Genomic DNA, 15,997 nt, shown 5'->3' on the forward strand with positions numbered 1-15,997 from the left:
TCACCAGTCGTTGTGGGATTTATGATTCTCGCCACGACGAATTAATACTGTTTTCTGTCGCTGCTTTCTTCCTTTATGCAGTGCTTTTTTTGCAGTCGAAAACTTCGGTGTTGCGCATGAGTCACAACGCCGCCTGTTTGTTGATGGCCTTGATGATTTTGTTTGTCTAAGTGCGCTTATTCAAGTCGGCAATATAAGGTTTTATTTTTTTCAAATTTGATTGTATTGAAATTAATTGAATTTCTTCGGGTTTGAAGTGCGCGCTTTTGCGATTTAGTTTTGTCTCGTGTGAAGTGGTTGCTTCACGTGTTGATCTGGTCTCGTTCAAAAATATGAAATGGTTGACGTTATCGTCGAGCGGTATTTGCGTGGCTGGCTTACAGAACTTAATTGCATGTATTGAAGCTGGAGAGTGTCTTGTCTAATAGTCATTTGGACGTTGCGTATGTCGGTGAGTATGTAAAGTTCGCAAAACTTTTTAATCTTAAAGATCTTGAGCAGGCGTTAATTTCGCACAAAGGTACCGATGAGTATGACGCTGTCTTCAGGTATTACTCAGGCTGCATCGACTTGCTCGATTCGCCCAGGATGCTGGAGCCGCTGGGCCTGTTGAAGCAGGCTTTGGCATCTTTTGGCGGGCCTGTGGGTCGACCACGACGAACGACTGAGTCGCTTCCTCCCAAGAGCGCGTCCCCCGACGTGACAGACATCTACGAACGGCTCGAAGGTTTCGAGGCTCGTTTGTCGAACGGTACGCAGCAGTTGCAAACTCCCAAAACAGACGTTCCTGACAATCTGCACTTCGTCTGGCTCGGCGGCGGTATAGGAAATATCCAACGCGACTACATCAATATCTGGAAGCAGACATTGTCTGGGCAGGGTTACACTCTAAAACTCTGGTACGACAGCGATGCATTGCTGGCGTACGAAACCAATCGGATTATTGTCGAGGCGGCCAAGGCTGACGCCATGCTTAATGGCGGGCAGACCAGTAGTACCGCTATTGAGCTAGGCGACAAGTATGAACAGCGGGTCATCGCTCTCAAGCAGCAGATGTTTGCACACATTAATATAGCGCTAGAACGCGGAGAGAGCGCCGACGACGCCAGGATCGATCTGTTGGTTCGAGCCTATAGCCAAGATGAAGGGCGGTTGAAAGTACTCAGGGAAAACAACCGCCAGAGTCTGTTGTCGTTGAAAGAGAGCGCTATTGTTCTTTGCGATCTCGCCACCGAGGCGACACCCTTGTACGTGCAGGACATCTACGAGCGAGAAGTCAGCTTGCGTGGCAACTTTGCTGCCGCCTCCGATATTGTCCGCGCCGAGGCACTGTTCGCCGACGGTGGCAGTTATGCAGACGTGGATAACCTGCCGCCGCTGTTAGAAAACCTGGGCGGGGTGGATATCAGCCGGTTTGGCTCGGATGCACGCCTGGGTGTTTTGCAGTTGATACTTGACCACCGTCCTGAGTGGATGCCGGGGCGACAGGTTATACGCAGCAAGTACACAAACTATTTCGAGCAAATTCCCCTGGAGCACCGTGAGGCGCTGGAGAATTTTTCCAAGAGCAGCCCTGATATCAGCAGTGTTTTCCGGCGCCCGGTAGAGCGCCAGGTGCGACCGGATGGACTGCGTGCCGTCGCCGAACAAAGCACGTTGAGTAACGCATTCATGATGGCTCATCCCGGGTCAGCGATGCTCAAGGCTGTTCTTGACCGTTTCAGGCTTAACTATGAGGTGGTGGATGCCACCGCCCGGTTAGCCGTTGAAAGAAAGATCGCGCTTATCGATGCCCAGGCAGTCAGTGGCGTTGCCGAGGAGGTGGTCGAGAAACGGTTCGGGCCCTTGCATGAACTGCCGATGGAGGAAGAAATAGCGCTCAAGTTCTTGGCTGAAGCTGCCGCTGCTTACTACAGCGACGGTATCCGTCCACAGAGTGAAGTGACCATTTATCTGACCGGGCCTGCTGCGATGCGCGATGGGTTGGCGGATTACGAAAAAATGCATTTCACCCCGCGGGGCGCTGCAGCTTCGAGAACTGAAGTTGCCATACCCGCCATCGCAACCGTCAACCGGGCGACCGAGGAGGAACTGGATCACTCCTGGAAGGAGAACGAGAGCGACACGATTCAATGGCTGAATAGAGAAAAGCAGCGTTGGGAGGCCGGGCAGTTCAAAACCCGCTATGCCGGCGATGTCACACAGCTGCTCAACTACCAGGGTATTGATTTCGAAGAAGGCTGGCCGGTGATCGAAGGTCGTCATGTGTTGATCACCGATCTGTTGCAGCAACTGGCCGATGATCTCGGTGAGCCATTTCGCCAGGCAATGAGTCAGCGCCACTACGGCAGCGTGACGTTTGAAAAGCCGTTGTCCCTGAGCTTCGATGACCGGCAAGCGATCATTGCTCAGGACGCCAACATCCGCCCCCCGGCATCCCTCCCGGACGCGGCGACACAAAACCTGTCGGTGGATGAACTGCTGAGGCGGGTCGCCAAAGACCCACTGCTCACCGTGAAACTAAACCCGCTGCAGCGACTGTTGCTGAGTGGGCTATTGGGGGTCAGTGCGCTGGATAACCAGCATTTTGATGCCGTCAGTGCAACGCTTGAAAACCTTGCCAATACGATGTCGGAGTTGGGAGTCATCCACCGTTACGGGGCCATTGAGCGGGAGTTGTTCAAGCACCGTCATCCGGCTTTCCTTGCCGGGTTGACGCGTGCTTCCAACCTGCCCGTGGCCTTGTCCGAAACCAGCGTCGAGCTCAAGAAACAGGCACTCGAACGCCCGCTGACCCTGGTGGAATGGGGGCGTTTGGTCGCCAGAATTCAGCACGTGGCGAAACTCGAGTACCGCGACCGGATTGGCGAGCGAATCGGTGAAGTGCTGGACAGCTTTGTTCACGGCAGTTTCAAAATGGTGCCGCAGGACTTGTTGCTCGAAGGATCGGGCGATCGGGTTGCCGGACGCTGTTACCCACTGGCACTGGCCATGGCTGCTGCGCTCCATAAAGGCAGCAACGCGGCAAATACCTTGCGGGAACGCTTTTACCTGGCGGTTACCGAGCCTGAAGCCGGCGACTCAAGGGAGTTTGTGAACATGATCGAGGAGCTGCGTGACGTCCCGGTCAATGAACCAGGCAAGCCGTTGATGCGCTCCGATCTGACTCAGGTCGTAGCGATGCTGGAAGAAAAAACGGCCACGACCACCCTGATGCTCAACTCGGACAACCACTCGATGCTGGTTGCGAAAACGTTTGAGGGGCCGCGCAGCGCTTACCTGCTCTACGATCCGAATTTCGGGATCTTCGAGTTCGCGACTGCCTCGACGTTCAGTGAGGCGCTGACGCACTTTTTCATCCGCAAGGAGATGGCCAGGCATTACGCCGCCTTTGGGGATGTGACACGTCCGACTTTTGACTTGATCGAACTCAATGGCGCAGGGCTGAACGCCATGGTGCTTGCGTCCGGTGCTCAGGTCTCAAGTCTGTTGGCGCCGGGAGCATTGCCTGAGCAGGCGCCTCGGGTAAGACAACGGCTGGCCAGTGCCCGGGGGCAGTCGTTGGTCAACAATGCAGCGTTGGGCAGTTCATTGCTGGAACTGGACGCGCACTGGTGGGGTGGGCAGATCGCGCAGGCGACACGGCAGTTGCAGGCGCAACACGGGCTGGCGTCGGACTCTGTTGCGTTGTTCGAGACACTGGAGATAACCCCAACAGGGGAATACACAATCAGTCTGGTCAACACCGATGCCGGGCAGACCATTGAGCGTGTCACCACCAGCGATCACCGGTTCCTGAGAATTAAAAACTTCCTCTCCGAAACCTTCCATTCATTGGCCGCTCGCCCGCGTGCGCCGGTCAATCCACTTGATCCGACGGACGCCGGCAGCGTTCATACGCTCAATGCCGGTTTCACCATACAGGCCCTGATGAATGCGCTGCGACATCACGAGGGCGCGGCCAGCGGTGGTGACAAGGCCCTGACCACCGCCATTCGCCTGCATGCCTACGTGAACTATGCCCAGCTGGCCCATGGCAACGTAGTGGACGTTATGGGTGTGATCAAACTGATCCGCCAGGCACTGGACGATGAAAAGCTGATCGCCAGGACCAGCGCGCCGTTAGTGCGTAGGGCGTTGGGGCATGTCGCCAATGAAGGGGTCGGTACGGTATTGGGGATGGTGAATGTCGGGTTTGATATTTACCAGTTGAGCCATGCCACCAATGAGATTGAAAAGGCGCAGTTCGGGACGCAGTTGGCCTTCGACTCCGCGAGTACGGTGCTGGGCGCAGCGGGTCTGGGGGCCGCCCTGGCTGGCGCGGGTACGGTGGCCGCGGTGCTGGGGGGCGCCGGGGTGATTCTTGGCGGGTTGGCAGTGGGCGTTACTGCGCTGGCCGAAGGTTTTGCGACGATTGCGGAGGAAGCCAAGGAGGTCGCGCTGTTTTTTGATGGGCTTGAAAAGGCGTATGTACAAGGAGGCTATCACCTGGACAAGGCGTCGAATGCCTGGATGGCGAATCCCTTGCTGGTGTTTGCCGATTTGGATTTACGCGCATCCACCGTCCATTTCGACAGCCCGAAACTGTTCCCGCTTCGGGACCATTTCGGGGTCCCGGATTACGATGTGGATTACAACCGAGCCATCGATATTCGTCAGGGACTTGAGTTGCCGGACTCGGCGAGTTTCTCACCACAGGCAGGACAGACCATCGTTCTGCCCGGCAGACCCAAGACCTGGTACGGCTATGCATACAAGTTGCTGCCGTTTGTCACGTTTCGTCATGCCGGCGGGTACGACACGGCACGTCGACTGGAGAAAAAGAACGAACAGGGGCAATGGCAGTTTCTGTTTTCGTTCTATTCGTTTCCCGGCGAGTACGTGGTCAACCGGCTGTACCCGGCCTACAAACCAACGGTATTCAACGTTCGTCTCGATAACGTCGAGCGTGCACTCGCGGTACCTGCGTTGCCGAAGATGTGGCACGGGCTGGTGTCCTATCGGGTAGAAGGCGCAGGTGCTCAATGTTCCGTGCTGCTCAATCCCGGGGTGAGCCTTGAACTCGTCGCGCCCGGTCATACGGCCATGCTCTGGGTGCTGCGGACTCCGTGGCTGGCGGAGTCAGACATCCGGATAGAAGCGGGGGGACACCTTGTTTCGGCGACGCTGGATGTGACGTTCAGTGGCGGTGGCGTTCACCATGTATTGCTTAAGCTGGCGGATAACAAAATCGTGCGTGTAGATCTTGCTGCCCGGCGACTGGAGGTTGTCGAAGAAGAGGCCGATCCGGTCCTCGGGGAACAAGCGTTGCTGGATCACTTCAAGACACTGACCCATGAACATCGCCTGGCCACGTCTTACACCCCCGTTCGCAACTTCGTGGTGCCGTTCGAAAAGCCGGACGAACCCAGGACGGTAACCGCGTATTACGACTCGGCGCAGGATCGTTTTCTGTACATCCGCGACCCGAATGTCCTGTTGTCGGATGAGGTGATATTGGGCGCGGTGGTGGAGGGTTCGGCTTACTTCTATCACCTCGATGATTTCTATATCTGGCAGGTCGATGTGATCACCGGAACGCTGGTTCAGCGCTATCGTTTGCTTATTAGAGATGGCGTGGCGATTGTCCGCTGTGAGGCCGTGACCAATGGCGGCATTCAGATCGTGCAGCAGATCACTGGAAAGGCCGGCCAGCGCGATGAGCTGACCTATGTGATCCATGACCGGGCCGTGTTGCTCAGCTCGATCACCCGCGGTCAGGATCCTGCGTTGCAGGTCGTTTTGGACGCCGACACGCTGAAGGACTGGAAGCAGGTGCTGGGCGACTATGTGTTGCTGGCAGAGTCCGCCACTACAGTGAACTGGCGTCCCGGTGCACTGGTTTCGATTTGTTGGCAGATCGATGCCGAGTCGCGGGATCTGGTCTGGGTGCGCAGCAGTGATGGGTTGATTATTCGTGCACCTGCCAGGCGTCACCATGCGCGGGGATGGGCAGACTCGATCAAGGCCTTGAATGATCTTGTGCTCATTGTTCCCGCCGGTGTCGAGGGCGAAGTGTTCGTTACCTGCGACAAACTTCACCAAAGCCTCATGTGTCAGCAAAGGTCGATGGTGGAGGGTCGCGCACAATGGTCGTCCAGCAACATCTCCCCCCCTGGGCTGAAAAATGTTGTCGCCGTTGAGCGGGACTATCTCGTCCTGACCGACGCTGGTCTGTTCTTTGACATTATGCCGGACGGGAATCTGAGACTCGGCGGGCTGACCGAGCACTGGTTCAAGGGAAAAACCCAATGGTGGTCGGCGCTGGAAACGGTTGCGTTGCAATACCCGGTGCCGAGTTTTGCCATCCTGGGCTTGACCGGTTTCAAAGCCGGTTTGTGCGCCTGGTACTTGGGTGGTCGGCTGCTGCTCGCTGAAATGGGGCTCGGCAAAGAAGTACGGTTGCTGAGTACTACTCCAGACAATCAGGCCACCTGTCTGTTTGATCTTTCAACCGGCAAGATTGTCCGTCAGGGGTTTATCGATCCAGACCACTTGAGCACGGCATTTGCCCAGGGAACGAAACTGTTACTGGCTGAGGCATTGCCAGCCCCGACGCAGGAATGGGCGAGCTGGACCTTTAGCGACGTAACAGTGGAAGGCTCTGGCCTGAGGGCAACGACGCTTGAAGGTGTGGAGGTGGATTTACAGTACAACGAACCGGTTCGGATTACGGGCGTTGACAGCCATTGGGTCGCGGCACTGGAAGGTGAGTTGAGTGAGGGCCTGGCGGCGCTGGCGAACAAACATCGATGCGCCGATTTTCTGTCCATCAAAGACCCTGACTACCCACAATGGTACGTGGTCCGGACCGGACGGTTGATCCGCATTCCGAAGACCGCTATTGCTGCGCAATTCACGCTCGTCGGCACCCAGCATCAAACCAATGTGATGCTGCATGACCGCGGGGATGGTTTTTTACACACCTACCCGCAAAACAACAGGGTCGGGCCGTTCGACTATGTCGAGCGAAACGCCGAAGTACTGGTGGTCGAGGGGGCGAAAACGCGTACGGACCTGCTCCCGTTGATCGCCGATGATGTCAGCATCCTGGTGCTCAAACTGGGTCAAGGTTCAACGACCTGTCGGCTTACCAGAGCCGTGTGGTTGAAACTTGAATCGGTCATTGTCGATTGCCGTCATTCGCTCGACCACTCGCCTTCGGTTCCGGGAAAACTCATCTGGGATATCGTGGTTGCGGATCAGTTGTGGGCGAGCCGGGTCGATGAACACTTGGTGATTGTGGATGCGGACAGCGGACAGCGGACACAGCTTGATCTTTCGCGACGTATTCTCCAGCGATATCGTTTTGCAACGGAACGTATTTCTGACGATGAGCGGCTATCAGTCCTTCGCGGTGTCAACACTGGTGAGTGCCCTGGCCAGGAAGGGCGGTACAAGCAGTGTGTTACTCAAAGATATTTTGCCCACCGCAATAGTTGAAAAAATAGAAGATTGAGTTCTGACAGCCACAGGCCATCGAGGACAGGCAGCTTGCCGCGCTAATGACGAAGGTGGGCGTCACGGAACCAGGTAGCCCTTCACCCCGGTAAAGATGATCTGCGCCGCCAATGCGCAGACGAACAACCCCATCAACCGGCTGACGATCTGCAAGCCCTGGTCACCGAGAATGCGCTCGATGCGGTTGGACAGATAAAGCACTACGCCGACCGTAAAACTGGCCAGGGCAATACTGAGAATGGCCGTGAGTTTGTCGTCCCAATGAGGCTGGCTCACGCCCATCACCAGCAAGGCGCCGATGGTGCCGGGGCCGACCGTCAGGGGAATGGTCAGCGGGACGATGGTCACGTCCTGCTGCACGTTGTCGGTTTGCACCGCCGACTTGCCCTGAGCCATGCCCAGCGCCGAGATAAACAACACACTGCCGGCGCCGATGCGGAAGGCGTCCACGGTGATGCCGAAGACACTGAAAATCACTCGCCCGAACAGGTACAGCAAGACGCTGGAGACCAGGGTGGCAGTCGCCACTTTCCAGGCCAGTCGACGTTGTTCCTTGCGCGAATAACCGCGGGTCAGGCTGATGAAGCAGGACAATACGAAGAACGGGCTGTAGAGCACCAGCATCTTCAGGTAAACGCTGAACAACACGTGGAGCATGGTTTCGGCTCGCATCAAGAGAGGGGTGAGGCGAAGTCTATCAGTCGATCAATTGCGTGTGGGTATCGGGTTTCAACAATCTGATTGTTAGTTGTCTTTATTTGCGTGTTCTTAACTAAGTAAATGGTGTTGGTTGTTATGGTGTGGCGGGACATGATGTTACATGTTTTGGTTTGTTAGTGTTCGCTTGTTTGGTTATTGTTCTCTGGCAAGTTCATGAGGAGCTTGCTTTAATATAAATAAGGAATTTAGTATGAATAACCAAGTGGTTAGTGAGCAGTATATTGCGGGCTGTATTAAACGTGTGCAGGAATATGAACTGGATGATGAGGTGATCATTCGCCCTCGTAGTATGTTTACAGTGGGTGACACCATTGAAGAACCGTCGAAAGCCTCTATCGTCGGCGAAGGTGTATTGTCTTTCAGCAGTGGCCTCAGTGGTGAGAACCGGTCGGATGCGCAGAATGCTTTTCTCTATGCGAGCCTTGTAGCGAACAAAAAATATCCAGAGGAATACCAGGGTGTAGAGTGGTATCAGTTGTTTCGAAAAGTCATGCAAGATGCTGGCTGGTCAGCTGTGCGCAAGTACTACAGCGACTTGAACATCAGCGGAACCAGTGTCCGCATGGACAAAATGGTGTTGGAGATTCTTGGCTCGGTGGTCGCTGGCCTTGCGCTGCCTGGTCCGAGTACTGCACTGATGCTGAAAGTGGCGGGGGATGCGATTGCAGCCTTGCAAAAGCGCGATACGGCACTGACAGTTTATGAGCGAAATCTGTTGACGCATGGCGTAGGCGGAATAGCGGCCGGTGCGTGCACTGAACATAATGGCGTCGCCATTATGGCCATCGGTGCGGTGCGGTTTTTACGCAGGAACACGTCGACCAAAGTGCTGTTTGTGGATGTGGATACTCGTGGTGTGAAACTGTATCGCGGTGAAACATTGTTTGAAAAGAATGATCTGGTTGCCACAGCTAATCGTGAAACTATTGCAAATAAACTTATCGCGCACGCCGGCAAAATTGTTGACTATGACATCTAATTGAATCTTGCAGGGCAGTCGAGTATCGGCTGCCCTTCTTTATGAACGAGGAACTGATATGAGTCGCGATTATTCAGTGTCGGTCGTTGGTGGGGCTATCGTGATTGTTCCTGGATCTGATGGGCAGGCAGCTCATGATGATTTGGTCAATTCGGTGCTTCTGGCGCAATTGGTTGCCAATAAAAAGATTGAAAAAAATCCAAAGGCTGATTGGTACAACGCCTATGTGGAAGTTTTAGATGACTTCTGGCTGCGGCAAACAAAGGCACGAGAGGAAAGGCTCATCACCGAGAACAGCGTCGAGTCTGCGATCGAATGGGTTGCCGCTGCGATGTCCAAAGGTGCTTCAGGCGAAGGGCAAGCTGCTGCCGCAATATTGGCACGGGTGGCGAGTGTGTCGGGCACCGAACCTGCAATGAGCTTGCTGCGCAGTCACGTGCAAAAAACGTCCGTAGATGAATCGACTGAGGTACCTGCGCCGCCCAACGTTGTGCGCTTGCTTGTGATTCTGGCGCGAACTCCGACCTCGTTCACAAGTGTGTGCCTGGAGTTCAAAACCCATCTGGAGATAAGCCCCAATCCTTTGGTGCAGCTGTATCAGGCCGAAGATGTGCAAGGCGCTGTCAGCATGCGTTACGCCCGGGTCTATCTGTCCGAAACCCTCTACGGGCCTGCGCGTGATGCTATCGCCTTGAAGGTCAGGGAAAAGCTTGACGCAAATGTTGCGATGTTGAGCCTGAGCGACGGCTCTTCGGGTGTCTGATCGAATCGCAACACTGGGCTGCTTCAGAAGGTCGAGGCGGTCCGATTTTGCTGATCACGCTGCGCAACCCAATGCTCAATCAAATCGCGCAACTGCGACAGCTCGACCGGTTTGGCCATATGCCCGTCCATACCGGCCTGGCGTGCGCGTTCCTTGTGCTCAGCAAGGATGTGAGCAGTCAACGCCACCACCGGCGTGCGAGTCCGCTGATTACCGACTTCCCAGGCACGCAATTGCTGAGTCGCGGAGAAGCCGTCGAGGATCGGCATTTCGCAGTCCATCAGGACCAGGTCATAACGCTGGGCTTTCATCGCCTGCAAGGCTTCTTCGCCATTGCTGGCGGTGTCCGGTTGCAGGTTGAGCTTGCCTAGCATGCCGCGAATCACTTTGGTCGAGATGCTGTTGTCTTCGGCCACCAGGATGCGGAAATCGCTTGGCACCTTCACCGGTAAGGTCGGGCCGGTGGGCAGGTGCTGCGAGATGGAAAGGCCCTTGTTTCGCTGGTTCAGCTCATCGGCCAATGTTGTCTTGAGGGTATAGCCGGCCACCGGTTTGGCGAGGATGCGTTTGATCCCGGAGTTGCGCGCGATGATCTTGCTGGGCGCATTGCTGATGCCGGTGAGCATGATCAGCAGGATGTCGTGGTTCAGGCTCGGGTCTTCCTTGATCTTGGCCGCCAGTTGCATGCCGGTCATGCCGGGCATGTTCTGGTCCAGCAGGACCACGTCGAAGTAATCGCGCAAGTGAGCCTTGGTCCGCAGCAGCGCCAGCGCTTCCTTGCCGGACGCTACGGCACTGACATTCAGGCCCCAGGCGGTGCATTGTTGCACCAGCACTTTGCGACACGTGTCGTTATCGTCCACCACCAATACCCGTGCACCCTGCAAGGGGCCATCAAGGTCAGACGTCGGGTGTTCAAGGCGGTCAGGGTCCAGCGGCAGGGTCAGCCACAAGGTGCTGCCCTGATTGGCGCCGCTCTTGATCCCGAACTCCCCTTGCATCAAGCGAATCAGCTGACGGGCGATCACCAGCCCCAAGTTGCCTCCCAAACGGGTGGCCGAGAGGAAGTGCTTGCTGTGCAGTTCGGCGTGCATCAATGCGTCGCGCTCTTCGACGTCCATCGGCTCACCGCTGTCCTGCACGGCAATGCGCAAGCGCGGTTTGACACTGCGCTCATCGAGCGCGACGACGATCAGGATTTCGCCTTCGTCGGTTTTCTTCAGGGCGTTTTCCAGCAGGCTCAGCAGGGTCTGGCGCAGGCGAGTCGGGTCACCGCTGATGACGCGCGGCACTTGCGGCTGGATAAAGCTGATCAGCTCGACGTTCTGCTGTTCGGCCTTGGCGCGGAAGATGCTCAGGCAGTCTTCGATCAGTGCGTTGAGGTCGAACTGCACGTCGTCCAGTTCGATCTGCCCGGACTCGAGCTTGGAGATGTCGAGAATCTCGTTGATCAGTGTCAGCAGTTCGTTGCCGGCACTGTGGATGGTCTGTACATAGTCGCGCTGCTTGACCGAGAGCGGCGTGCCCAGCAGCAGCTCGGTCATGCCCAGGACGCCATTCATCGGGGTACGGATCTCGTGGCTGATTTTTGCCAGGAATTCGGCCTTGGCGTTGATCTCCGCATTGCTGGCGGCCAGGTCGCGGCTGACGCTGAAACGGTCTTCGGTGATGCTGCGCTGACGTTCGCTCAAGGCAATGCTCATCAACACGCCGCTGATGCAGATTAACCCCAGCAGCGTCATGATCAAGCCTTGCGGTGCGACCAGGGTCAATCCCAGCAGCGCCGGCAACATGATCAGAGTGCCAATGTTGAACACCACCATTGCCGCGACGAACAGGCGCGCCGGGCGATAACCTTTTTGCCAGTGATAGGCGCTGACGAACAACATGCTCAGACCTGCCAGAGCGACCAAGGCGTAGGTCATGATGTTCAGCGGCAGCGTGTTGACGAATAACAGCAGCAAGCCGCAGACCACGATGAACAGAATGTCCCCCAGCAGCAGCTTGTTCAGTGGGTGCGGGCCGAGTGGGGCGAAGAAGCGATAGGCGAACATCAGGCCGCACGGCGCCGTCAGCAGCAAGGCGAAGTAGGCGCCGGGTGTCTGCACCGCGTGCCAGTTCGGCAGCCAGGGCCCTGCCAGATTCAGCAACAGCAACAGGCTGAGCATCAACAATGCTTCACATCCGGCCAGCCAGAAACTGCTGCGTGAGCGGGTATAGGCGTAGCGGACGAGGCTGTACAGGATCAACATCCCGAGGCAACCGAACAACAGTCCGTAGATCAGCGTCTGATTCTGATTGGCCGCGGTCATGACCGCTGACTGCAGGGTGATGTAAGGCCTCAACTGATGGTCGGAGACCAGTCGCAGGTAAACATCGAGAGGTTTTTCGTTTTGCGGCAGTGGCAACATGAAGTCGCTGCTGGGCAGTGGCCGTTCAGCCTGGGGCTGGCCGGTGCCGGTGTTCAGTTGCTCGATCAGCGTGTCGCCGTCCAGCACATACAGATTGAGGTGCGACAGGTCGGGCGCGAACACCCGCAGCAACTGTTCATGCTTGCCGGGAGCGAGTCTGAAGCGCAGCCATAACGCGCCATCGGGCTCGGCGGCGGTGAGGCGGTCGAGTTCAATGGGGCTGAATTGATTGGTGTAGCGAGCGGAACGGATGTCGCTGAGCTGCAAGTCGCCCTGTTCGTCGAGCAATACCGCCCAGCCACTGCCTTGCGCGGCCTGGGCCGGGAGCATGCAGAGCAAGGTCAGCAGAGTGACGGTGAAACCTATGGCAATCCTGAGCCAGCGCACGGCGAAATCCCTTCGTAGGTTGATGCCAGAATATAACTATGCGCGGCGCCGGAATAGTCAGGCAAGGGCCCGAAGCCCTTGCCTGGCCGAAAGGCGCTCTTATTCCTGATTTTCGCCACGCTCGCGGGCAATGGCACGGTAGCCAATGTCCTTGCGATAGAAACAGCCTTCCCAGTCAATTTTGGCCGCCAGCTTGTAAGCCTGCTGCTGAGCGGCATCGACGCTGGCACCCATTGCCGTGGCGCAGAGTACCCGACCACCGGCCGTTACCACCTGACCGTCCTTGAGTGCAGTACCGGCGTGGAAGACTTTGCCTTCCAGTGCAGCAGCTGCATCGAGACCGTTGATGGCAACGCCTTTAGCGTAGTCACCAGGATAGCCGCCAGCCGCCAGCACGATGCCGACGCTCGGACGCGGATCCCATTGTGCTTCGACCTTGTCCAGGGCTTGCGCCAGCGCAGCTTCGACCAGCAACACCAGGCTCGACTGCAAACGCAGCATCACTGGTTGGGTCTCAGGGTCGCCGAAACGGCAGTTGAATTCGATGACTTTTGGGTTACCAGCCTTGTCGATCATCAGACCGGCGTACAGGAAGCCCGTGTAGACATTGCCTTCTTCGGCCATGCCGCGCACGGTCGGCCAGATCACCAGGTCCATGACGCGCTTGTGCACTTCAGCAGTCACGACCGGGGCAGGGGAGTATGCACCCATGCCGCCAGTGTTCGGACCGGTGTCGCCGTCGCCGACGCGTTTGTGGTCCTGGCTGGTGGCCATCGGCAATACGTTCTTGCCGTCGACCATGACGATGAAGCTGGCTTCTTCGCCGTCCAGGAACTCCTCGATCACTACGCGCGAGCCTGCGTCGCCGAATGCGTTACCCGCCAGCATGTCGCGTACGGCGTCTTCGGCTTCGGTCAACGTCATGGCAACGATCACGCCTTTACCGGCGGCCAGGCCATCGGCCTTGATCACGATCGGTGCGCCTTTTTCACGCAGATAAGCCAGGGCAGGCTCAATCTCGGTGAAGTTCTGGTAGTCGGCGGTCGGGATCTTGTGGCGCGCCAGGAAATCCTTGGTGAAGGCTTTCGAACCTTCCAGCTGAGCAGCGCCAGCGGTTGGACCGAAGCAATCCAGGCCACGGGAGCGGAACAGATCGACGACGCCCGCGACCAGCGGCACTTCCGGGCCGACAATGGTCAGGGAAACGTTTTTCTCGGCGAAATCTGCAAGCTGTTCAAGGGCCAGCACATCGATAGCGACGTTCTCGCACTTGGCTTCAATGGCGGTGCCTGCGTTGCCGGGCGCCACGAAAACTTTCTGCACGCGCGGATCCTGAGCCACTTTCCAGGCCAGGGCGTGTTCACGGCCACCGCTGCCAATGATCAAAACATTCATTTCAAAAACCTCGGATGACGCTAATTCTGGGGAGCACCGCAGAGATGCTTTTCTGTAGGAGTGAGCCTGCTCGCGATGGCGGCGTTACATTCAGAATCTATGTGTCTGAAAGGACGCTATCGCGAGCAGGCTCACTCCCACAGTTGATCGTCGTACTTAGTGACGGAAGTGACGCATGCCAGTAAAGACCATGGCGATGCCAGCCTCGTCGGCTGCTGCAATCACTTCGTTATCGCGCATCGAGCCGCCAGGCTGGATCACCGCAGTGATACCCACCTTGGCCGCGTTGTCGATACCGTCACGGAACGGGAAGAATGCATCCGATGCCATGACCGCACCTTGAACCTGCAGACCAGCGTGTTCAGCCTTGATCGCAGCAATGCGCGCGGAGTTCACACGGCTCATCTGGCCAGCGCCGACACCGATGGTCTGACGGTTCTTGGCGTAGACGATGGCGTTGGACTTAACGTACTTGGCGACTTTCCAGGCGAAGATCAGGTCGTGGATTTCCTGTTCGGTCGGAGCGCGTTTGGTCACGACTTTCAGGTCGTCGGCACCGATCATGCCGATGTCGCGGCTCTGTACCAGCAGGCCACCGTTGACGCGTTTGTAGTCCCAGGCAGCGGCGCGATCAGCCGACCACTCGCCGCAGGCCAGCAGGCGCACGTTGGCTTTGGCGGCCACGATGGCGCGAGCTTCTTCGCTGACGGACGGGGCGATGATCACTTCGACGAACTGACGCTCGACGATGGCCTTGGCGGTTTCAGCATCCAGTTCGCGGTTGAACGCGATGATGCCGCCGAACGCCGACTCGGTGTCGGTGGCGTAGGCCAGCTCGTAAGCCTGGCGGATACCGCCTTCGGCGTCCGGGCTGACGGCCACGCCGCACGGGTTGGCGTGCTTGACGATCACGCAAGCCGGTTTGACGAAGCTCTTCACGCATTCCAGCGCGGCGTCGGTGTCGGCCACGTTGTTGTACGACAGCTCTTTGCCTTGCAGTTGGGTCGCCGTGGCGATACCGACTTCGGCAGGTTTGGTTTCAACGTAGAACGCCGCGCTCTGGTGCGGGTTCTCGCCGTAGCGCATTTCCTGAGCCTTGACGAACTGGCTGTTGAAAGTGCGCGGGAACTCGCTGCGACCTTCGGTGCTGAGGGTGTCAGCCGCCTGGTTCACGGTGCCCATGTAGTTGGCGATCATGCCGTCATAGGCGGCAGTGTGTTCGAAGGCCTTGAGCATCAGGTCGAAACGCTGAGCGTAGGTCAGGCCGCCAGCCTTGAGGCTTTCGAGGACGCTGGCGTAGTCGCTGGCATTCACCACGATGGCCACGTCTTTGTGGTTTTTTGCAGCCGAACGGACCATGGTCGGGCCGCCGATATCGATGTTCTCGATCGCGGTCGGCAGGTCGCAGCCTGGCTTGTTGATGGTGGCTTCGAACGGGTACAGGTTGACCGCTACCAGGTCGATCGGCTTGATGCCGTGCTCGTTCATGATGGCGTCGTCGATACCGCGACGACCGAGGATCCCGCCGTGGATTTTCGGGTGCAGGGTTTTTACCCGGCCGTCCATCATTTCTGCGAAACCGGTGTAATCCGCGACTTCCACTGCGGCAACACCGTTGTCGCGCAGCAGCTTGAACGTTCCGCCGGTGGAGAGGATCTCGACGCCCAGGGCTTCAAGCTCTTTGGCGAATTCGAGGATCCCGGTCTTGTCGGAAACGCTGATCAAGGCGCGGCGGATCGGCAGGCGGGTAGTCTGGTCGGTCATTTCAATTTCCATCAAAAGCAAAGGAGTCAGCAAAAAAGGCGACCGTTTTTACGCGGGCGCCTTTCTGGTTTGATTGAA

General features: G+C 57.1%; 7 protein-coding genes. 3 read left to right on the top strand and 4 right to left on the bottom strand.

Annotated elements, in window-relative coordinates:
• The first annotated feature begins 417 nt into the window (after positions 1-417).
• The gene (locus ACYZTZ_RS00185) at positions 418-7,482 is read left to right on the top strand and encodes a TcdA/TcdB pore-forming domain-containing protein (RefSeq protein WP_461996858.1); all 7,065 of its coding nucleotides are present in this window, start codon (positions 418-420) and stop codon (positions 7,480-7,482) included.
• 78 nt (positions 7,483-7,560) lie between these two features.
• Here ACYZTZ_RS00185 and ACYZTZ_RS00190 read toward each other — a convergent pair whose 3' ends face one another.
• Positions 7,561-8,157: a MarC family protein gene (locus tag ACYZTZ_RS00190; protein ID WP_007937197.1), complete on the bottom strand. Its 597-nt coding sequence runs from the start codon at positions 8,155-8,157 to the stop codon at positions 7,561-7,563.
• Between the two features lie 253 nt (positions 8,158-8,410).
• On the opposite strand from ACYZTZ_RS00190, the gene ACYZTZ_RS00195 reads away from it, so the two are divergent.
• A complete protein-coding gene (locus ACYZTZ_RS00195) occupies positions 8,411-9,199 on the top strand; it encodes a hypothetical protein (protein WP_461996859.1) in 789 nt (262 codons plus the stop codon).
• Between the two features lie 58 nt (positions 9,200-9,257).
• On the top strand, positions 9,258-9,962 hold the full coding sequence (locus ACYZTZ_RS00200) for a hypothetical protein (protein WP_461996860.1): 705 nt from the start codon (positions 9,258-9,260) through the stop codon (positions 9,960-9,962).
• A gap of 23 nt (positions 9,963-9,985) precedes the next feature.
• Here the strand turns inward: ACYZTZ_RS00200 and ACYZTZ_RS00205 are convergent, their stop codons facing one another.
• The 3 genes from ACYZTZ_RS00205 to purH form a co-directional block, all read right to left on the bottom strand.
• Positions 9,986-12,760, bottom strand: a complete 2,775-nt coding sequence (locus tag ACYZTZ_RS00205; RefSeq protein WP_461996861.1) for a hybrid sensor histidine kinase/response regulator — start codon at positions 12,758-12,760, stop codon at positions 9,986-9,988.
• A gap of 99 nt (positions 12,761-12,859) precedes the next feature.
• On the bottom strand, positions 12,860-14,155 hold the full coding sequence (gene purD / locus ACYZTZ_RS00210) for a phosphoribosylamine--glycine ligase (RefSeq protein ID WP_046044758.1): 1,296 nt from the start codon (positions 14,153-14,155) through the stop codon (positions 12,860-12,862).
• Positions 14,156-14,311: 156 nt separating this feature from the next.
• Entirely contained in the window at positions 14,312-15,919 is a 1,608-nt protein-coding gene (gene purH, locus ACYZTZ_RS00215) for a bifunctional phosphoribosylaminoimidazolecarboxamide formyltransferase/IMP cyclohydrolase (protein ID WP_461996862.1), read from the bottom strand.
• Positions 15,920-15,997: the final 78 nt, after the last annotated feature.

Source organism: Pseudomonas sp. LB3P58 (genome assembly GCF_054897895.1).